This is a genomic window from Mucilaginibacter sp. UYCu711 (assembly GCF_050433825.1).
Taxonomy (GTDB): Bacteria; Bacteroidota; Bacteroidia; order Sphingobacteriales; family Sphingobacteriaceae; genus Mucilaginibacter.
Window position 1 is genome coordinate 269,634 of the sequence record NZ_JBNPWM010000006.1, and the last position, 22,441, is coordinate 292,074.

A 22,441-nucleotide genomic window follows, 5' to 3' on the forward strand; every position below is an offset into this window, starting at 1 on the left:
ATTGTTGGTTCAATACTCATGATTGTAATACTGCTTCTCTTTTCGCTTTCACATTTTCCAAAAACTGGGTAGCTGCAGCTTTATAAGTTGTAGCAAACTCTTCAGAAGGTTCATTTTGATTTAATTGTGTTACGAGGTTGTTAAAGCTGGTGTTTAAATCAAACTCTTTAGTATCAACATACTGGGTATCAAACTCGCGAATAATACCGATTTGGGTGCTGCTGTTTATACCCTTATCTAACAATAACGCTTTAGCTGAGTTGATAAACACGTTATAAGAATGATAGATAGCATCAGCCCAGGCGCCACCGGCAAATGACTCATTTGCCCACTCCATTTTTTCGTCAGACTCATATAACAACGTTGCAACTAAATCAATTACTACGCCCGCACATTCGCCCACGCCAATAGCTTTTTCGTAGCTCTCTACATGGCCCCAGTCAACAAAATCTTCATCAGTAAGTGTTGTAAGATCAGCTAATGGTTTTAACATTTGGTAAAAGTAATCTTTACCCTGGCGGTCATAATAGTTATTAAAAAGCTCGTCTTCAATTGAATTGGCTTTATAATCATCTAAAAGATCTCTTAAAACCTGGGTGGCACGTTTAGCAGGTATTTTAATTACCCTGTCGCCGGCCCGGCCCACGCCGTCACCCACAACGCCACCGCCAAGCATAACCTGCATTGATGGTAAAACCTTGGCACCTGCTTTTAAAGAGCTGCCATGAAAACCAATATGCGCCATACTATGCTGACCGCACGAATTCATGCAACCACTTATTTTTATCTTGATATCGCGGTTATAGATCAGGTCCTCGTATTCATTATAGATCAGATCCTCTAACACGCGCGCAAAAGTCATACTGTTTGATATACCCAGGTTGCAAGTATCCGTACCCGGGCAGGTAGTAACATCGGCAACGCTGTCAAAACCTGGTGCAGCCATACCCAATTCTGCTAAGCCATTGTACAAGGTAGCAAAAGCTTCTTTGCGTACATATTTTAATAGCAAGCCTTGATTTTGGGTGATACGGATCTCATCACCAGCTAATGGTTGCAATAAAGCTACCAGTTTGCGTGCCTGATCTGTAGGGATATCGCCGGTTTGAACCTTGATATATACCCCATAAAAGCCTTTTTGCTTTTGCTCAAATACATTTGTAGCCAGCCATTGCTCATAACCCAATGGGTTAGTTATGGCAACATCACCAAATTCAATAGGTTGTGGTAATACAGGCACCTCAACAGCTTCTGTATTTATTTTGTATGATTTTACTTTGTTTGCAATTCTTTCGGTCTTTATCAACTCCAGAACTTCTTCTATCCCAAATTTTTGGATAACATATTTAAACCGTGCCTTATTACGGTTGGTGCGTTCGCCATAACGGTCAAACACACGTATCGTTGATTCTATATACGGAACAAGCTGATCTTCGGGTAAAAACTCATCAACAATGTGCGCCAATATAGGTTGGGCACCTAAGCCACCACCTAACATCACTTTAAAACCTCGTTCGCCATTACTGTTAATCTTTGGTATAAAACCAAGATCATGTGCAAAAGTGTAGGCTGTATCTTCATTGCTTGATGAAAAAGCTATTTTAAACTTACGCGGCATATCCTGGTTTACAGGGTTGCGCAATAAATATTCAAATGTACCGTGGGCATATGGCGAAACATCAAACGGCTCCAACGGGTCGATTCCGGCAGTAGGAGAGGCCGTAACGTTACGTACGGTATTACCACAAGCTTCGCGCATGGTAACATCATCTTTTTCAAGATCGGCCCATAATTGGGGAGTCCGGTCTAAGCTTACGTAATGGATCTGGATATCCTGGCGGGTAGTTAAGTGCAGGTTACGGCTTGCATATTCGTCTGATACATCAGCTATGCGTAACAATTGTTTAAACGTTACTTTACCGAAAGGTAATTTAATGCGTACCATTTGCACGCCCGGTTGGCGCTGGCCATATATGCCACGGGCTAAACGTAAGCTTCTAAATTTCTCGTCATGTATTTTTCCTTCACGAAAAGCCCTTATTTTCTTTTCAAGATCTATAATATCCTGTTCAACAATAGGGTTTTCAAGCTCTGTTCTGAAGCTCTGCATAATATAAATAGTGTTTGTAAAAAGCCAATTTAATAGCTAAAAAGGCATATTCTTTGCCAAAGATATATATAGTATATGGAATTGGTAGAATATTGTTAAAAAAAGGTGTATTTTAACAATTAAATGAATAACGGATATTAATTGTTGATAAGTGTAGTTTCCCTGGTTATCACATCAGCAATGCTTGTTTCTGAGAGTATTTTTAACGTAGCATCGCGTACGTCAATAAACACATCGCGTATGCCACAAGTTACTTCAGAGTGGCATTCATCACATTTATGATAAAAATTTAAGCTGGCACAAGGTAGCATAGCCACCGGCCCATCAGTAATACGCATTATACTTACCAGGTAAATATCTTTTGGGTCTTTATTTAAAGCATATCCGCCACCGGCGCCTTTTTTACTGTATAAAAAGCCGGCATTGCGCATATCCAATAATATCTGTTCCAGAAATTTTTTAGGGATGCGTTCTTGTTCTGCAATCTTTGAAATTTGCATGGGAGGTTTGTCCATGTTCTTCCCAAGAATCACTAATGCTTTAATAGCATACTTAGTTTTTTTCGATAGCATTTTCTAAAGTTAATAACTAACAAATATAATTAAAGAATTGTAATCCAATAAAAAATACCGATTAGCTATACTTATTTTACAATAGCGTCCGAGTGGCCAAGGTTTTTGCGCGGGTTTACCTTGTCGCGCACCAGCTGTTTAGTTCTTTTATTTCGGGAAAGCGGCCGTGCTCTTTCCGGTCGAATAAAACAACATCGCCTAAACTTATGGTATACCTGCCGGCAGTTTCGCTTGGTTTTAGGGCTATACTATCAAGGTCTGCTTCAAACGTAGTTAATAATTCCTGAGCCATATATGCTGCCCGTAATAACCAGTTGCATTTTGGGCAATATTCAATTATGATGGTAGGTTTCATGTTATTTTATGGGGATAATAAACCGGTCATCATTATGTGTGCTTAATACAGATAATTCATCACCAACTGAAATTGTGCCACTGCCGCTATGAACCAGGTTTTGTCCAAAATATATCTTATTGTTTTTTGCGCGATAGGAGGCAAGTGTTTTTGTTGGCTCTTTCCCTATAGATGCATCGGCCTGATTAATGGTTATCATAACACACCGTGCGCAAAGCTTTACGCCATTAAAAGCAATATTGTTTATTGTAAAACTATCCATCATGTCCTCCTGGAAGGGAGCGCCGCCGGTAAATACAATATTGGGCCTGAACCTATTTATGGGCAACTGACTGTTTAGTCGCTTGTTTAGATCATCCAATGAAGATTGCCCGATGAGCAGGAAAGGATAAGCATCCGAAAACGATGTAATACTACCTTCAGGGGCATACGCAGGTTCTGTGAAACGTGCTGTACTATCAGGCATATATACCAGCCGGATATCCCTTCCCAAAGCATCGGTAAACCATGCATCAATATCATTATCAACCAACTGGCCCGTGCAGGTGTCGTCCCAAATAGTTACTTGGATAACCTCCTTTTTTACAGGCGCTAATGGTATGTTAACAGAAGAATTATTTGAAGTATTTGTTACCGTTAAACATTCATCTGTAATGTGCGTTTTTAACAGCGCCATTTTTGAACACTCGCGTTGCGAAATAAACCGGTTATCAGAATCTATCAGCATCCAGCGACGATCATGTTTAATACCCCGATCTGTGATAACAGCGTTATCAAGCTTTATACCACCTAATGATTTAACGGGATAAATATATAATTCGCTTATTCTTAACATTGATCGTCTTAAATATAACCAAAGGTATTATTTGCAATTGTGAACTGCAATTTATGGGGAAATATGTGCTCACCTCAAATCATTTTCTACATTTAATGTGGTTTTTAACCCCAATAATATCTCACCCTAAAAAATAACACAAAATTCAAGCCTGGTAGTTTCATGTTGAAAATGAGGCTTTAACATAACTGCATTTTATTTACGCTAAATAAAACACCTTTTATAAGCCTTAATGCACGGTTGTTGTAGCAGCATTTTATAATAAATAAAAGCTATAATACTAATGCTCTGTATATTAACAGAATGTTTACCTGCAATTAATTTAGTGATGATTTACAGCCGGGCAATATTTGTTAATTAATATGGCTTTGTTAATAATTACAGCCCTTAGCTTAACAAAGTAATTGCTAATTTCGAAACAACTATTTAAAGATTAGAAATGATGAGATTTAACTTAAAGAACATATTTTTTTTAGTATTAATATTCTTTAACATTTCATGCTCTTCATACCACCAGGTACCTTACTTTCAGGATCTTGACCATAAAAAAATAAGCCAGGAAAATATAGAGAACTACTCGCCTCTAAAAATACAGGCAGGCGACCTGTTAGGCATAAATGTAAACAGCTTAAGCCCGACTAACGCGTTTAATTCGGCAAACCAGCGTACTAAAGGAGACGAAAGTGCGGGGGGATTTGGTAGAACCAACCCACCTGTTGGAACCGAAAATGTAGCCGGCAACCCGGTTTTTGGCTATCGGATAAATCAGCAGGGCGAAGCAACCCTGCCTTACCTGGGCAAGGTAAAAGTGACCGGACTTTCTACCGATGAAGTGGTAGCTAAATTAACGCCATTATTAGAACAATATCTTAAAGACCCGATTGTGAGCGTGCGGATATTGAATTTTAAGATCTCGGTAATGGGTGATGTGTTGAGGCCGGATGTTTTTACTGTTCAAAACGAGCGCATTACTATAATTGAAGCGCTTGGACTGGCAGGCGATTTAAATGTTACCGCTAAACGCAGAAACGTATTGCTTATAAGAGAGTATGATGGAAAACGCGAATATTTACCCATAGATCTTACATCAAGGAAGATATTTACGTCGCCTTATTACTATCTTCAAAATAATGATGTGATATATGTTGAGCCGGATCGTACCAAATACGCTCCGCTTGATAGGGGCTATCGTACCTTTACCACCATCCTGGCGGCTATATCGGCGGCGGGCGTAGTGGCAACCAGTTATTTCTTATATTACAATAACAAATAACTATGTGTGCGCTAAAAACAAACACACAAGCTAAAAAACGTCCTCCACTTATTGATGACGATTTCGACCTGCGCGAAGTCATCCAGAAGTATTTATACTATTGGCCCGTATTTTTGCTTTTTACTATAATAACCCTGATCGGGGCCTATGCGTATCATGTGGTGACCAAACCACTATACGATATAAAGGCGACGATGCTTTTACAGGATGATAAAGGCGCCAATGATATTAAAACCTCATTACAGGAAATGGGTATAAGCAGCTCGCCGAGAAAACTGGAAGATGACGTCGAGCTAATAAAATCAAGACGGATTGTAGAAAATGTTGTGAAGGATTTAAAATTATGGATATCATACAAAGTAGTTGTCAATCATTTAAAAGAAAATCTTTATAAAAATACAACCCCTGTAACATTCAATTTTATAAGAAACAGCGGTAAACTAAATCAAAAAATTACCATAGTTATAGAAAGTAGCTATACTTTCTTACTTAAAACATCAGATGATCCTGAAATATCCGGAACCGAATACAGTTTTTCAAGTACTGTTGAAAGCAACTTTGGTACCTGGCAGCTAACACCAACCCCAAATCTTAGAAAGTATATCGGCTCTACCATTGTTATTGAACTGGCCGACCCAAAAGATATTACTGACACTTACCAGAGCACTTTAGAAGTGGCTTTAAGAGATAAGTTAGAATCGTCAATAGTTGACATTTCTGTTAAAGACCAGATACCGCAAAGGGGGCAGGATTTTATTAATTATTTAATTTCCTCCTATAATAAAACCGAAGTTGCGGACCGAAATGCTAAAACAAAAGGCACACTTGATTTTATAGATCAGCGCCTTGATTCATTAGCTATCGAACTAAACCTTGCCGAAAAAAATGTAGAAAATTACAGAAGCTCGCATGGTATAACTGATGTAAACGCACAATCGCAGGTGTATATACAAAACGCACAGACAAATGGCTTAAAATTAGACGATGTAAATGTTCAGTTAAAGGTTATTAATGAAATTGAAAATTATATTAATTCTCCAAATATTACTGATAGGACTGTACCCTCAACCCTTAATATCGGCGATCAAAATTTAGTAACACTGGTACAGAGCTATACCGACCAACAGCTTGAGCGGAGCAGAATGCTGGCAACTACGCCTGAAAAAAACCCTGCATTTGAGCCAATAAATAAACAAATAGCTACAACAAGAGCCGCCATAAAAGAAAATATAAATAATATTAAAGCCTCGTTAACTGCTACCCGTAATGCATTGCAAAATTATGGCTCCCAGTTTAAATCATCTATAGAAGGCATACCCGGTGAAGACAGAGAGTTGGCGGCATTAAAGCGCTTACAGGCCAGTAAAGAATCTTTATATAATGTATTACTGCAAAAGCGTGAAGAAACTGCGCTAAGCTATGCTTCTATAGTAAGTAATGCCCGCATGGTTGACCTTGCCTATGTAATACCTCCAAAAAAATCAAAAGCAATACTGCCGTTTATTATTGCCCTTGTATTGGGCCTGCTTATACCCGCCGGCTTAATTTACATCAGGGATACCATAAAGAACCAGGTAACCAGCCTCAGAAATATTGAAAAGGCTCTGCCCATACCCATATCAGGCGATTTGGAATGGGGTAAATTAAGATCGCCTATTGTTACTGACGCGGCTAATGCTAAAGTTAATTTTATACTTATTGAGCAGTTTAGAAGCCTGCGTACCCAACTTTATTATTTGCATGACAATGATAGCAAAGGCAGGGTGACACTCATTGCATCAAGTGTTGCCGGCGAGGGTAGAAGTTTTATATCATCAAACCTTGGTGTGGCCCTGGCTACCTCGGGCAAGAAAACTATAATTTTAGAGTTGAATCTTTACCGCCCGGTAATGAGCGATATTTTTAACCTGCCTGTTTCGCATCCCGGTATGAGCAATTATTTAAACTGGGAATCATTAAAAGAAGAAGTTATCCAAAATACGGTTACTTACCGTAACCTCGATGTTATTGCTGCAGGGCAGTTTATACCCAATTTTTCTGAATTACTTGACCGCAAACGTATAGAGATATTGATAGACTGGCTGCGTTTACACTATGATCATATTATTATTGACTCATCGCCATTACAGGTTATAGGCGACGCTAATATTGTATCAAGGCTTTGCGATATCACGCTATATATTATCAGGAAAGGCTTCACATCAAAAACCCAGCTTCCGTTTATTAATAAGTTACACACCGATGATCAATTACCAAAAATGAGCATTTTATTTAATGGTGTAGACCCGATTAGGTACGGATATAAAGATTATTTCCTGGTAAAGGATAAATAGTAATTAATGAGTATTATACAAACTGCAAAAAGATATTGGGAGTCGTTAACCGGGAACGATAAGGCCCTGTCTGGGAGGGTGAATTTTAATATAGCCGTTTCTTTTGCATTGCGGGCTGTTAGTATAATTATTTCATTTCTTATAGTTCCTTATTCATTAAAACTATTAGATACCAATAAATATGGTATCTGGCTGGCTATATCATCAACAGTAAGCTGGATAAGTATCCTGGACATAGGGCTGGCAAATGGTTTAAGAAATAAAGTTGCAGAGTATATTGCGAAAAAAGAGTATGATCAGGCTAAAATAGCGGTATCATCAACGTATGCTATATTACTGTTAATAATTTTGCCTGTAGCCGTTATATTTTCAATTGCCGCGCCATTTATAAACTGGAACAACGTTTTCAAAACAAATTTAGATCAGAAAGAACTGCTGTATACACTTATTACCGTATTTACAGGTTTATCATTCCAGTTTATTTTAAAACCAATATCATCTATTTTACAGGGAGATCAGAAAATATATAAAAGCAATCAAATACAGCTGATATGTAATTTTATACCACTGGTACCCATCATACTTTTGGGCAAGTATTTGCAAGGATCGATGTTTGCCCTGGCAATTGCACAAACACTTTTGCCCGTCGGCGTATTGCTCGTTTATACCATAGTATTATTTAACAAAAGCTATGTCGATATTAAACCGTCTTTAAAGTTTATCGACCTGAAAAAAAGTAAATCATTATTTCAACTAAGCATCGCCTTTTTTGTAGTGCAAATAGCGGGCGTTTTCCTTTACTCAACAACCGAAATAATTGTAGCACGCGAGTTTGGTGGGGGCGATGTAGCTATATACGTATCGTTATATAAATATTACTCGGCTACAAGCATTATTATTAATATAGTTTTAGCCACCTACTGGAGTGCCTTTACTAATGCCTTCGCGTTAAATGATATAGTATGGATAAGAACAAGTATCAGCAAGTTAATTAAAATAGCTGCGCTGTTTTTAATTATAATTATTGCACAGGTTTTATTGGCCGGGCCGGTATTTAAAATATGGGTGGGCGATAAAATACAGGTTCCGTTTAGTTTGAGTGTGGGTATGGCTGTTTACTTTAGTGTAACACTATTTACGTTGGTTTATACCGTTGTTTTAAATGGCACAGGTAACGTTAAAATGCAATCTATTGTATCAATAATTACTGCAATATTACACATACCTGTTGTGCTGTTTTTTATAAGATATATGCACCTGGGTTTAAACTCTATTATATATGCAAGTATATTATGGTCTGTAATACAGGTGATCCTTTGGAAAAAAGAAATTGGTGTAATATTAAATACCAAGACAAATAATTTAGGAGTTAACAATATAAGTTAGGCACATATTTAACCCATAATTGAATTCAATATCCATTACCTGGTATGTATTATTTTGCAACGCTAATTTTTATACTACTATCGGCCAACGGAACATTTATACCGTTCTTTAATATTAATTGGTTTATTGTTGAATTTGTTTTTTTATGGATTGGTATTGAACATAACCGATTTAATAAAAGAGATATAGGGCTGTTTGTGAAATTTGCGGCCATGTACATAACTTATTGCACATTCCGTTCAGTATTTCTTACACACCTGCCTATAAACTTTTTTGTAAGCGATATAATATACCTGTTCAAATACATCTTACCAAGCTTCCTGTTTTGCGCACTATTAAAAGATAAAGCGCTATATTATCTGTCAAAAGTAATTATCGACCTGGCAATTATTTCGATCCCCTTTTTTTTGATACAAGTATTAGCAGGCAATATGCTTTTCAATATTGGCAGCGCATTAAATATCCCGCCACATGTAGTTGGGTATGAGTATACCAATTTTATCGTGTTTGTATACGTTAAGCTCCATGCATTTCAAAATGCCGGCTTTGCGTGGGAACCGGGAGCCTATGGTTTCTTTTTAAATATAGGCCTGGTACTACATTTCATGTCAAATGGTTTTAGTTTTGATAAACGGGCCCGGTGGTTGGTCCTTGCTATTTTTACAACCTTGTCTACAACCTCATTTATAGCTTTAATATTGGTTTGCCTGTTGTTTTTCAGGGCCAGGGGACTAAAATGGAGCCTGCTGTTAACATTTGCCGTACCCTTAATATTGGTAGCTGCCTTTCAATTACCGTTCCTGGCCGATAAGATTATCCACACTTATAAGGATGATTTAAACAGTATGAAAAACATAGCGTATCTGAGCAAATATTATATACGCATAGGCGAGACTTTCCCGTTAAACAGGTTTGCCAGTTTGTTATTTATTTATAAAACATTTGGTGCACAACTAATTTTTGGCATATCAAACATCTTTACTGATACAAATCCAATTTTTGCTAATATTAACATATCAAACGGCATATTTGAATTTTGCGCGAAGTTTGGCGCTGTTGGAATAATATTTTTGTTATATCGGGCTTATCTCTTTTTCAGGGTTTATACTTCAAATTTTGAGCAGGCCTTTTATTGCATTATCCTGATCCTGATATTGGGTTTTGGTGAATCCATATTTATGTTGCCAATAACCACGGCATTTTGCTTCTTGTATCATTACGCGCAACCTAATGAACTTGAAGATGATGAGGGAAATGATGTTGATGAATATGAATTGGGGCATGTGGTATAGTGTAGTCTTTTAAGTAAATAGTAAATAAATTAATATACATTGTAGTAATTAAAATAAGGAAATTGAAAGTACTCTGGTTTTGTTTTACACCTTCTTTAAGCGAGTCTTACTTAAATGATAAACCCACTGGTGGCGGATGGATAAAATCATTGGAAAAAAATATACAATCTAAAGTAGATCTGTCTGTTGCGTTCTATTATGAAAAACAGCTTGATCCGTTTAAATTAGGCGATACAACGTATTATCCCGTTCAAAGATTTGTTAACGGCCAGTTGTCTAAAGTTGGCAGGCGTATATTTAATACTTTAGAACCTAAGGAAGATATAGCTGCTTTTGTGAAAATTATAAATGAAGTTAAACCCGATCTTATCCACGTACATGGCTCGGAGTTTTCATTTGGCTTAATTCAAAAGTTTACCAATATTCCAACTGTGCTGTCATTACAAGGCATTGTGACGGTTTACAGGTATAAGTTTTTCTCTAAAATAATGTTCTTCGATATTGTAAGGCGCGCTAAACTTAAAAACCTTCTATTTTTTCGTACAGCTATAAACACTTACTTCCTTTTTGGAAAGGCGCGCGACCGCGAATTGGAAATACTTAAACATACCAAAAATTTAATTGGCCGTACAGTATGGGATAGAAGGGTATCGCGCATATTGGCTCCGCAGGCGCAGTATTTCCATAATGATGAGATACTTCGCGATTCGTTTTATAAATCAGAGTGGAACTATGAGCCAATCAGCCAGCTTAATTTAATAACTATTAACGGCCCGGATATATATAAAGGCATTGAAACATTAATTTATGCCGCCCATTTGCTGGACGATAGTAATATAGATTATAAATGGAGTGTAGCAGGTATTAACAAAGACGATGAGATAGTAACCATTGCCTCAAAAAGCACCGGTAAGCCACTCTCAGGCAATATTATTTTTTTAGGAAAGCTTGACGAAAACGCATTAGTTAATAAATTGCTAAAAGCCAATATATACGTAGCAACATCGCACATAGAAAACAGCCCTAATAGCTTATGCGAGGCTTTATTATTAGGTATGCCAAGCATTGCCACACATGCCGGTGGCACCAATAGTTTGATTGGTGATGGGGTGGATGGGATATTAATTCAGGATGGTGATCCATACTCAATGGCTGGCGCAATAATAGAGTTAAAAGAGAACAAAGAATTAGCTATTACCATAGGAAAGAATGCCAGGACAAGAGGTCTGGAAAGGCACAATATTGATAGGATTACAACCGGCCTTTTGGATATTTATAAAAAAGTATCAACTAACAAAACTAATAATTAAAGCGTGTCCAAAGTTTTTAAAATAGCTGCCCTTGCATGCTCCTATAACAGGATAGAGAAGACTAAGGCGTTTTTAAAAAGTCTTAACGACCAATCTATTCCCGCGGGATATTCGCTGGATATTTATATGCTTGATGATCAATCACCAGATGGAACCGCAAGCTATATACGTGAGCATTTTCAAACTGTAAATATTATCGACGGATCTGGTTCTTTGTTTTGGGCCGGGGGTATGCGAATGCTTTGGCAGCATGTAGTAAATACTGCCGATTATGATTTTTTTATCCTATTAAATGATGACGTTAAGCTATTTGACAATGCGATAGAAAAGCTCATTACAGCTTACCATAGATCTGCCTATAAAAACAATATACTGATAGGCACAGTACAAAACCCCGGGCATACTAAAATAACGTATGGCGGGCGCAAACTATTAAATGGCCATAATGGCGATGCGGTATTGGTTGAGCCCGATGCTGTTGAGTTAAAGGAGTGCGATCTGGGAAACGCCAATATCATGCTTGTTGATGAAGGTACAGTTGATAAAACAGGTATATTATCTGATAGGTATATACACAGCTTTGCAGATTTTGACTACACCTTAAATGCCAAACGTCATGGATCTAAAGTTTGGGTAGCACCAGGATATTATGGGTGGTGTGAATACGACCACGGTAAGCCATGGATGTCGCAAAAGCACTCTTTAAAACAACGTATCGCCTACATGCGTAGCCCTAAGGGAATTGAATCGCGGAGTTATTTGCGATATATCAGGAAGTTCTTTCCGTTAAATTACCCCGCAGCGGTTTTAAAATTATGGTTAAAGACGCTGTTGCCGGTTGTATACGATAAATATAAAAAAGATTAGATGAGGGTCGTAATTTTACATAATGATCTGCGTGTTTACTGGAAAGGCAGGATAAAATATCTTCATGATTTTTTACAGGTACATCATATTACCCTATACTCCATCGAACTATTTGGCAAAGGATCTCCTTATGCGTTCGATCCTCATGATAGTAATAATTGTTTATTTCCTGATAACAGTTATGATGAACTATCAAAAAGCGAAATTGAAACCAAATTATTTGAAAAGCTGGACGAGATAAATCCGGATGTTGTTATTGCCGGCTCTATCGTGTTTTTCTCGGGTGCGTTAGGTGTGCGTTGGTGCAGGAACAATAACAAGCATTTTATAATGTTTGATGATGGAAAACCATCTTTTATTAAACGCAACCCATTTATTCAATACATTAAAGATACTCTTACCAAACAGGCCGATGCATTGTGGCTGCCTTCTGCAGATTATGATGCAGAATATAAAGGAGTTTTTGATAAACCATGGTTTTTTCACGGCTACAATACCATTGATAATGATCTGTTTAAAATTAATGCCGAAAAAGAATTTAACCATAACACCATTACCTGTGTTGCCCGGCTGGTAGACATTAAAAACTTTGATAATTTATTAAAGGCCTGGAAAGTTGTCGAGTCAGCAAATGCTACTTATAGGTTATCAATAATAGGGTCGGGGCCATTGCATGATCACCTGCAAAAATTAAAAACAGACCTTGGATTGAAACGGGTTGATTTTACTGGAATTGTAAGCAACCAGGATATTCCGATGTATCTGTTTAAATCGGATGCTTTTGTTTTGGCAAGCTTTGCCGAAAGCTGGGGGTTAGTAGTTAACGAGGCCATGGCGGCCGGTTTACCTGTGCTGTTAAGTAAAACAATCCATGCTGCTACAGCTCTTTTAAAAGATGGAGAGAATGGTTATACCTTTGACCCATACAATGTGGACGGGATGGCGCAAAAAATCTTACAATTTATCAACCTTGATATACCTGCAAAAAAAGCAATGTCTGTTAAATCATTAGCCATAATAAACACCATGAATTACGAAAACATGGGTAATGAACTGCTGACGGTATTAAACAAGATGGCTTTGCAAAAAGCTAAGAAAGCAACTTTTCTCGGCTCAGTTTTTATGGGTGTATGGAAGGGGGGGTATAATACTTCTGGATGGAATAAATAGTTGATACTCATAATACGTGTAACATTAACGCATATTCTTTAGTATAAAGGATATACCGTTAATTTAAATGAAACTTTCTTTAATTATGTTTGGCTTGATCTTGTTGTTGTTGTTTTCGTGTGGAAAAACAATAGTCCCTCCCATAAGCGACCAACAGCTTGCTGCAAGTACTTCTCAAAACCTTCACAACACACTTAATATTACCCCCGCAAGTACTTCCCTAATTGATACAATTGTACCAGCAACTGCAGTAAGTGCCAAAAAATACGGTGCGGTTGGCGATGGTGTGCATGATGATGCAAGTTCCATACAAGCCGCATTAAATTCAGAAAGTGTTGTTTTTTTGCCGGCGGGAAATTATATAATCAATACCACTGTAAATATGCGCCCGGGGGTTAAGTTATATGGAACAGGTGGTGCAATCATCAAATCGGGTAATAGTATGCAAGGTACCCTGCTATCTATGGGCAGATACTTTTATTTAAGCAATGCTGATAACTCATTGATCACTAATATCAGGTTTCAACAATCAAAACAAACTTTTAATTTGGGTAAATGGGCAAACGCATGCATTTATATTATTAACAGTAAAAGCACTACTATCAGCTATAATAATTTTGATTTTCACCTGCCTTATTCTAAAACAGGCCTTGAGGGTATTTGGGTAAGCGGTGAGCTATCTGAAAATACCCTGATCAAAGCAAATAACCTTACTTCAGTGGGGATTGAATACGCAGAAAATGGTGCTAACTCCACAACGGTAGATGCTAATTATATAACCCATGCCGCCAATGATGGTTTAAGTTCGCATGGAAATTCTTTAACCTGGTGCACAAAACATATTGTAAGTAACAATGTAATAGAAAATTCCGGCTTAATGGGTATTGAAGATTGGGGAAAAGTTGACGGAACAATCATTGATAATAATACCATAAACGGTGTAGGTAAAGATCCCGCCCAGGCTGTAAATGGCATTGGCATATCTGCTGTAGGTATTAATACCAGGGTGGTAAATAATAAATTAACTGATGCCCCGGTATATTATATCGAGTCTGGCGGAACTAATATAATTGACAATAATATCATTAATGACACCCGGGGTAACGCCATTGGTATCATGAGTAATTTCACTGCGGTGCAATCAGCAACAATAGTGAGCAGGTGGGCTTCAAACGTTATGAGCATAGCCGGAAATGTAATAACCGGTTGCGACAGAGGCATTGTCGTGTTTGGGGACTATTCGCCAAATGTTAATATTGTATCAAATACACTAAATAATCCCGGGTTAGTCGGGATAAATGTAGATAGCGCTTCGCCGCTCTATACCATAAATGTCACTGATAATAAAATATCTTTTAATGTCCCCAACATACATGATAGAAAAGCTTTCGAGTCATACACAAGTTTAAATCATACAGGTATTCAAAATATTAATTTAGATAACAATGTAGTCACATATGCTATAACCGCGGGGGGAGGCAAGGGTTTAGAGTATGGTTTTGAAATTGGCACCGATAATGCAGTTCTTAATGCCAACCAGGTTTACGGTAATAACATCCGGGCCAATAAACAGCCAGTGTTAGCTATATCGGGCAACACTGATCCTGCATATTCAATTACTTTAACTAATAATATGGTTTATGGGGCTGTTGTTAACTTAACAGATTTCACTATAAAAACCCAATCAGGTAACAACTTCTAATTTTAAGTGTTACCTTAATTGCCTCGTATAACCATTTTAGTAGTGAAACTTATTGTTAACAAGAATGTCCATACCATCCCAAATTATAGTTAATGCAGACGATATCGGTTTAAAGCCCTCAGTTAATAAAGCTATACTTTACTGTTTTGAGCAAGGCTATATCAATAGTACATCATTGCTAACAAACATGGATTATTTTAACGATACTGTTGAGTTTATCCATCAAAACCGGGTAATACAAAACATTGGCCTGCATGTTAATTTTGCCGAAGGGAAGCCGGTAAGCAATTTCGCTCAAACCCAATTCCTGGATGCGGAAGGCAACTGGGATATTAATAAAACCGGTAAATTGTTTACGCTTTTAAATAAGGAAACCAAAACGGCCTTTCTTAACGAGATCAATGCGCAATTGGAACGTGCGCTTACAGCAAAAATTAAAATTGACCATATAGATTCCCATCTGCACTTACATACCTTACCGGCCTTTTACAATCTTTTTATAAACGTGGCAAAGTACCATAATTTAAAACTGAGGTTAGCACAAACTTATAGAGAGGGAAGTTATCTCAAGTTTTATTACCGCAAATACATTAATAATAGAATTAAAGTCCTCGGTATTAATCACTCGGAATATTTTGTTACGGTAGAGGAGTTTTTAAAGAGCCACACCAATTTTTCTGCTGAACGTAAAGTTGAAATAATGGTTCACCCCGACTTTGATGCCAATGGTGAATTATTTGACCACGTAGATGTAAATTCGACGGGAGACTGGATAGCATACCTAACACAAAATGATTTATCCCAACATTTAGTGGCACGGCTGCCTTTTAGTACCATGGTTAAAATTCAAGAGGTAAATAATTCCCCAAATTGAGTATTTTATTTTCCCCGAAACTGTGATATCTAACTTAAATTGCATTTTATTTTTCAGGCTTGATAATTGCCTACTTTGGTTCACGAGCAAATAATAAAAATGGCTGTAATCAATCTTAAGGGCGTTTTCAATTATACCACTGTAGACGTATTAGATTATTCTATCTTTAATAGTAACCTTAGCAACGTTGGCTTTGAAAAAAAATGCCTCATAAATACTGTTAACCAATACTCATACATGGTTGCAGAAAAGGATAAAGAATTTAAAAATGCCCTAATGGCTTCTGATATATTGCTGGCAGATGGAGTGGGGATTGTTGCCGCTGCAAAAATGCTGAATGGTGACAGTATTAAAAAAATTGCCGGCGCTGATGTTCACAAACATTTGCTTCAACAATTAAATGCCGAAGGAAAAAGCTGTTTTTATCTTGGTGCTTCAGAATCAACCCTTGCCATTATCAAAAAACGTATTTCAAGAGAGTATCCTAAAATTAAAGTAGGCACATACTCACCGCCTTTTAAAGCAGAATTTACAGCAGAAGAAGATGCGGCCATGATAGCTGCGGTAAATGCATTTAAGCCTAATGTGTTATTTATTGGAATGACTGCGCCCAAACAAGAGAAATGGGCTTTTAAGTATAAAGATCAGTTAGATGCCACAATAATTTGTGCAATAGGCGCCGTATTTGATTTTTATGCAGAAACGGTTACCCGGCCTTCTGAATTTTGGATTAACCTGGGTTTAGAATGGGCTGTTAGGTTGGCCAAAGAACCTAAACGCATGTCAAAAAGATATTTGTATTACGGCCCTGCCTTTATTTACGAATTATTTAAAGCTAAACTTTTTAAATTTTCTGTCAGATTAGTTTAATAGGCAATGAATATCCTATAAAACAAAGGTGATATAAATCAGGTTATAACATAAGATACTAAAGTTGTTTATTTAGTTAAATACTTGTGTTATGAAATATCCTGTAATAATTTTTGCTGCCCTTTGTGTAATCATAGGCTGTAAATCGAATCCGGCCGTCGAGCCTGATAACAATCACAATACACCGCCAGCTCCCCCGGGCACTTATACTATTACAAAAGCGTTCCCGGCTTTACCTGTATTGGATAATCCGGTAGAGTTGACAGCTCCGGATGATGGAACCAACCGGATATTTGTGGTATCACAAAAAGGCGTGATCAGCGAGTTTGCCAACACGGCGGATGTAATTACCAAAAATGTTTTCCTGGACATATCAGCCAAAGTTAATTTTAGCGGCGAAATGGGACTGCTGGGCCTGGCATTTAGCCCTGATTATAAAACCAACGGTTATTTTTATGTGAATTATGTGCGGAAAAATCCATCGTTAGAAACTGTAATAGCCCGCTATAAAGTAAGTGCATCAAACCCGAATATTGCCGACCCTGCAAGCGAAGAAATATTACTGACCTACGCCCAGCCTTTTGAAAACCATAAAGGTGGCAAGCTGGCTTTTGGTAATGATAAATATTTATATATAGCTGCCGGCGATTGCGGGAGCGGGGGCGACCCTAACAAGAATGGCCAAAACAAGGCAGCATTATTAGGTAAGATATTACGCATTGACGTAAGTAAAGCCGGAAAGTACACTATCCCGGATGATAATCCATTTAAAGGCAATACAAGCGGCTACAAGGAAGAAATATATGCTTATGGTATGCGTAACCCATGGCGTTTTAGCTTTGATCATACAACGGGCTTCCTGTGGGCAGCCGATGTAGGGCAGGATAAAGTTGAAGAAGTGGATATTATTGAAAAAGGTGTCAACTACGGCTGGAACGTGATGGAAGGAAACACTTGTTACAACACTGCTACCTGCGATCAAACCGGTTTACAATTACCTATATGGAGTTATGTACACGGAACATTAGGTGCCAGTATTACCGGCGGCTATGTATCCCGCGATAAAAACCTGCCCGGATTAACCGGAAGATACGTGTATGGCGACTACGTTTCGGGCAATGTATGGGCACTTGCAAGCTCGGGTAAAGTTGCGATAAGTAATGATTTGATAGGTACTGTGGCAGCTAATTCATTATCTTCATTTGGAGAAGACAGTAACCGCAACCTTTACCTATTAAATTATAAAGATGGCAGGATCTACAAGTTTGTAGCCAACCCATAAATTATTACAATGCATTGTTATATCCGGTTATTTCTTTGTTGAAAATTCTGGTAATATATAACTGTATACCTCATACCGTAATTCGCTCCACGCGCTTTTTTTAGGGAACGGAAAGCCGGGAAATAACTCCTGGTAATTGGGTATGAATTTAACCCTGATGCGAATTGCTGATCTGTTTGCAGTTAAACTTGCAGGGATCATAAATTCATCATCACGGAACTTGCGGTTAGACGTTTTAGTTCGCAATAGTCTATTTTCAAGCTCGCCGGGCGGGTCAGAGTAAATGCAGGTATTAGATCCTGCCAGGTACCAGGTGCCTGCAAGTTTCCATTCTGCATTTTGTCCGGTACCGGCAATATATACCTCGGCAGTTTGGTTAGGAAAGCTATAATCTAAAGTACGGCGTAATAATGTGCCCTTATTATTTGCAGCAAGCTTTACAGTAAACTCTGATGTTCCGCGGGTGAACCTTCCGTTTTCTTGCTGAGCAGGGTAGACATCTTTACCAATCTTCTCCATATATCCTTTAAGTTGATTACGATCAACCCCCATAGGGAAATTAGGAAAAACATCTATTCCTGCTTCATACCTTGATGTTATGGTTTCAACCGGTGATGCCTCAGGGGATGAGTAATTATGATCTTTCTCGCTTGTCTTATCACCAACATCCACCTCGTCGGTTTTAATTAACGAAGGTGTAGGCAACCCATACCAATAGGTTACCGCTTCATAATGCTCCGTGCTTAAATTTTCAGCACCATGTTCAAATCCAATCACTGCACGTTTACCAAATGGCATCATATCTGCCAAAAGGAACCGATATGCAGATTCGATAAGATCTTTTTCGCCTTTTGAATTATTTTTTCCATTGGCCCCCAAAGGGTGCCCGGCAAAAGCTAAAGTTATGTTTTGTCCGCCCCAATAGTCGCCCCCGCCTGCCCATTCCTCGGTACCGGTACCATAGGCTTGCGGACTTTTACTATCATCAAAATAGAACCTTGGGTCGCCTTCCAGTGTACCCAGGTTGGCAGCGTGCGAGAATATGAACGATGTACCCACAAAACTTCCAGACCAGTCTTCTTTCCCTTCAATTCCACGGGTATCTAAATACACCATGTCTTTACCTAACTCCGGGTTGGGCATGTCAGCATAAGTAGCATGGAAATAGCTACTAAGGTTTGGGGTAGTTTTTAATCGTTCATATCTTATTTCATATTCAATTTCTGTATTGTCAGCAGGTATATCAGCTAATTCAAACTTAGCCGATTTAAAGAATGGCATCGGGTAATAACACGATAACTCTGCCTTTTTAGTAGTATAATCAAAACGGATATTTATAGGAAACCCTTTCACCAGGTATTCGCGCTCATCGCGGTTATATAAGGTACCGGCGCCAAAAAATAAGGCTAACGGTGCGTCGATAGAAGGATATTTAGCATCATCCCAGGTAACTATTAACCGTAGGCGTTCAAGGGCTATTGCTTTATCTAATGGTAAGGATAATTTAAATGCCCGTACCGAGGATGGCCCCGCCGTTATGTTTGATAGTAATAGTCTATTACTGTTAAGTTTCAACTTCCCGCTTACCTTTTTAATATTTTGAGGTGCGATATCTGTACCCGCTTTATCAATCAGGTCAAGTACATCCTTGTCAGGTGCTTTGTTGATATCCCAGGTGTCTATATTTTGCGAGAGGTTTTCCTGGTCAGCATATAAATGATAAATGAAGTACCCCGTACCGTAATGCGTTTTTGAATAAGCAATCCTGAATGAATCTTTAAACGGCATCGGTGTCCATATCAAGTCAGCTCCTTTGGTGGCGGCCCAGGTATAGTTAAGCGGGCTTGGAAAAGGTGTTTGAGGTATAAAGACTGTACTTGTTTTAAACAATACGGCGGCATTTCTCGGATCGGCTGTAGAGGTTTCCTTAACAATATTATCTTTCCCATCAGCAATAAAATGCCACGGGCTGCCATGCCAATGGTTCGCTCTAAAAAAATAAGCGACGCCTTTACCTTTAACATCAAGCGCAACATTGTAATTTTCTTCGTTCGCAAACAGGTAATGGCTTGCATCGGCAGATTGATTGCCGCCCTCACGGTCATACGTACTCCTCATATAGGCCCGGTCGCCAATTCTTTGCATCGGCCATGTATCCCACATCCGGTATGCATCCAATCCAATCGGTATAATTGGTAACATGGGAGTATTTGTCCGTTTTATATTTTGTGAAAATAGCAGCGCAGATAAAAACAGCTGGCCAACAATTAGCCAATGTGTCAAGTTTCTCATATTACAGGTTTATAAAGCGATGATAAATATTGGTTTAAATTTGTCACCCTGATAAATGTAGTAAAATATTAAATCATCTGATACCAACAAAAAAGCCACCCTGCATTTATCAGGGCGGCTTTTTTGTTGTGTAAAGGTTATTATTTATCCAACCCGCCACGGCGCATGGCCTTAACAGGCTCGGGCCATTTTACACCTTCAACTTTTATATTTTTTGTTTTTTCGGGATCTTCGCTGGCCATATAAGCTAATATCGCGGCAAGCATAGCGTTATTGGCTACTTCGCTAAATACAACTTTATCGTAAGTATCGCGGTTGGTGTGCCAGGTGTAATTAAAGTACGACCAGTTAAGCGAACCTATTGAAAAACCCGGCGCGCCAACAGCATCAAACGAAGCGTTATCAGATCCGCCACCACTTGGCTGTCCCGGGAAATTTGTTTTAATACGGCGTTTAATCGTATCAGGTACTGCTGCAAGCCAACGTGGTAAATAGTCTTTTGCGTCGGTATAACCGGCACCGCCTAAGTTTATAACGCGGCCGGTACCATTGTCCTGGTTAAATAAAGCCTGCAGGTTTTTTACTATTTCAGGATGATCTTCAACAAAAGCACGCGATCCGTTTAACCCTTCTTCTTCACTTGCCCAATGGCCAACCAGTATAGTACGTTTTGGGTGAGGATAAAATTTCTTTAACAAACGCATAGCTTCCATCATAGTAAGGGTACCGGTACCGTTATCTGTAGCGCCTGTGCCGCCATCCCATGAATCAAAGTGTGCCGATAGCATCACATATTCGTCAGGCTTTTCTGATCCTTTAATTTCGGCAATGGTGTTGAAGGTAGGTACTTCACCAAGCTCTTTCGACTCGGTGTGCAGCATAATAGTAGGAGGGTTGCCCGATTCGGTTAAACGGTAAAGCATACCGTAATCTTCTAACGCGATATCAACTGTAGGAACCTTTTTAGTATAGGCACTGAATATTTTATCAACCCCAAAACCAGCCGACCAATAATTACTTATCACGCCAACAGCGCCCGCATTTTCCAATGCAATAGGTAATGTTCTTAATGTATAACCGGTTTTCCGGATGCGTTTGGCCCAGGCAGCGGTCATTGCTGTACGCTCGGTTTTCATTTTATCAATTACTTCGGGGAAAGCAAACTCTTTCCAGTTATCATCCGGGCGGCCGGTTGGCTGTAACATGGATATCATTACTAACTTACCTTTTACATTAGGCAGCCATTTCTGGAAAGCAACGGAATCTTCCAGATCAGGAATGATGATAGTTTGTGCGGTAACCGTTTTTGTACCCATGCCAGGGCTCCAGGCCAGTTGTGTACCTTCTAATGATTTTACGCGGGGCGATATCATATCAATATGCGATATGCCGCGTTCCCAGCCGCGCCATACGCCCCAGTTTTCTTTTTTAGCTGATATTCCCCAGTTTTTATATTTCTCGACTGCCCAGTCGCCTGCTTTATTCATTTGCGGGGTGCCCACTAAACGGGGGCCAACGCCATCAAAAAGTTCATGGGCTAATTTTGGTAATTGCGAATTGTTGGTTTCTTCCTGTACAATAGCGTCGACAACAGATTGGGTTGATTGCGCAAAGGTGCTGCTGCAAAGCAACATGCCGGCAAAAGACATAGCGATTTTAAGCCGGCTGGTAAAGCGGAGTGTGAGTTCAGTTTTCATGAACCTAATTTAAAAATTTGTGCCGAGGTATACTAATTTATTAACAAATTATATATTTGATGCTATTGTTAATTGCATTTATTGCAACAATAAGCCGATTACTTGGTTGTTTAGTCGGATACCAAATATTTTATTTGATCGAACTGAATAAACCTTTACAAAAAATTACGTCTAAGTTTAGCAACCAACTATAAACTATACTTAGTCTTATCATAAAAAAA

The 22,441-nt window shown here is 38.6% G+C and carries 17 protein-coding genes; 11 read left to right on the forward strand and 6 right to left on the reverse strand.

Annotation, left to right across the window (positions count from 1 at the left end; genetic code table 11):
* Positions 1-16: 16 nt before the first annotated feature.
* From ABIB50_RS14765 to ABIB50_RS14780, 4 genes are all read right to left on the reverse strand, one after another.
* Positions 17-2,110 (reverse strand): nitrite reductase, encoded by a 2,094-nt coding sequence (locus ABIB50_RS14765; RefSeq protein WP_429380738.1) that lies wholly within the window; start codon positions 2,108-2,110, stop codon positions 17-19.
* Between the two features lie 137 nt (positions 2,111-2,247).
* Positions 2,248-2,682 carry an RrF2 family transcriptional regulator gene (locus ABIB50_RS14770; RefSeq protein WP_429380740.1) on the reverse strand — a complete coding sequence of 145 codons (435 nt, stop codon included), beginning with the start codon at positions 2,680-2,682 and terminating at the stop codon, positions 2,248-2,250.
* 115 nt (positions 2,683-2,797) lie between these two features.
* Complete coding sequence (locus ABIB50_RS14775) at positions 2,798-3,037, reverse strand: SelT/SelW/SelH family protein (RefSeq protein WP_429380742.1); 240 nt, start codon at positions 3,035-3,037, stop codon at positions 2,798-2,800.
* Position 3,038: 1 nt separating this feature from the next.
* Positions 3,039-3,872: an MOSC domain-containing protein gene (locus tag ABIB50_RS14780; protein ID WP_429380744.1), complete on the reverse strand. Its 834-nt coding sequence runs from the start codon at positions 3,870-3,872 to the stop codon at positions 3,039-3,041.
* 439 nt (positions 3,873-4,311) lie between these two features.
* On the opposite strand from ABIB50_RS14780, the gene ABIB50_RS14785 reads away from it, so the two are divergent.
* From ABIB50_RS14785 to ABIB50_RS14835, 11 genes are all read left to right on the forward strand, one after another.
* Positions 4,312-5,145, forward strand: coding sequence for a polysaccharide biosynthesis/export family protein (locus ABIB50_RS14785; RefSeq protein WP_429380746.1), 834 nt, complete (start codon positions 4,312-4,314; stop codon positions 5,143-5,145).
* A 2-nt stretch (positions 5,146-5,147) separates the two neighbouring features.
* On the forward strand, positions 5,148-7,478 hold the full coding sequence (locus ABIB50_RS14790; protein ID WP_429380748.1) for a GumC family protein: 2,331 nt from the start codon (positions 5,148-5,150) through the stop codon (positions 7,476-7,478).
* A 6-nt stretch (positions 7,479-7,484) separates the two neighbouring features.
* Entirely contained in the window at positions 7,485-8,864 is a 1,380-nt protein-coding gene (locus ABIB50_RS14795; RefSeq protein WP_429380750.1) for an MATE family efflux transporter, read from the forward strand.
* Positions 8,865-8,908: 44 nt separating this feature from the next.
* Positions 8,909-10,156, forward strand: a complete 1,248-nt coding sequence (locus ABIB50_RS14800; protein WP_429380752.1) for a hypothetical protein — start codon at positions 8,909-8,911, stop codon at positions 10,154-10,156.
* Between the two features lie 62 nt (positions 10,157-10,218).
* Positions 10,219-11,466 (forward strand): glycosyltransferase family 4 protein, encoded by a 1,248-nt coding sequence (locus tag ABIB50_RS14805; RefSeq protein ID WP_429380754.1) that lies wholly within the window; start codon positions 10,219-10,221, stop codon positions 11,464-11,466.
* 3 nt (positions 11,467-11,469) lie between these two features.
* Positions 11,470-12,333 carry a glycosyltransferase family 2 protein gene (locus ABIB50_RS14810; protein ID WP_429380756.1) on the forward strand — a complete coding sequence of 288 codons (864 nt, stop codon included), beginning with the start codon at positions 11,470-11,472 and terminating at the stop codon, positions 12,331-12,333.
* Positions 12,334-13,503 carry a glycosyltransferase family 4 protein gene (locus tag ABIB50_RS14815; RefSeq protein WP_429380758.1) on the forward strand — a complete coding sequence of 390 codons (1,170 nt, stop codon included), beginning with the start codon at positions 12,334-12,336 and terminating at the stop codon, positions 13,501-13,503.
* A gap of 67 nt (positions 13,504-13,570) precedes the next feature.
* On the forward strand, positions 13,571-15,205 hold the full coding sequence (locus ABIB50_RS14820) for a glycosyl hydrolase family 28-related protein (protein ID WP_429380760.1): 1,635 nt from the start codon (positions 13,571-13,573) through the stop codon (positions 15,203-15,205).
* Between the two features lie 64 nt (positions 15,206-15,269).
* Positions 15,270-16,079, forward strand: coding sequence for a ChbG/HpnK family deacetylase (locus ABIB50_RS14825; protein WP_429380762.1), 810 nt, complete (start codon positions 15,270-15,272; stop codon positions 16,077-16,079).
* 237 nt (positions 16,080-16,316) lie between these two features.
* Entirely contained in the window at positions 16,317-16,949 is a 633-nt protein-coding gene (locus ABIB50_RS14830; protein WP_429380764.1) for a WecB/TagA/CpsF family glycosyltransferase, read from the forward strand.
* A gap of 91 nt (positions 16,950-17,040) precedes the next feature.
* The gene (locus tag ABIB50_RS14835) at positions 17,041-18,231 is read left to right on the forward strand and encodes a PQQ-dependent sugar dehydrogenase (protein WP_429380766.1); all 1,191 of its coding nucleotides are present in this window, start codon (positions 17,041-17,043) and stop codon (positions 18,229-18,231) included.
* Between the two features lie 27 nt (positions 18,232-18,258).
* On the opposite strand, the gene ABIB50_RS14840 is transcribed toward ABIB50_RS14835, so the two are convergent.
* Complete coding sequence (locus ABIB50_RS14840) at positions 18,259-20,433, reverse strand: DUF2961 domain-containing protein (protein ID WP_429380768.1); 2,175 nt, start codon at positions 20,431-20,433, stop codon at positions 18,259-18,261.
* Positions 20,434-20,663: 230 nt separating this feature from the next.
* Positions 20,664-22,220: a M20/M25/M40 family metallo-hydrolase gene (locus ABIB50_RS14845; protein WP_429380770.1), complete on the reverse strand. Its 1,557-nt coding sequence runs from the start codon at positions 22,218-22,220 to the stop codon at positions 20,664-20,666.
* Between the last annotated feature and the right edge of the window lie 221 nt (positions 22,221-22,441).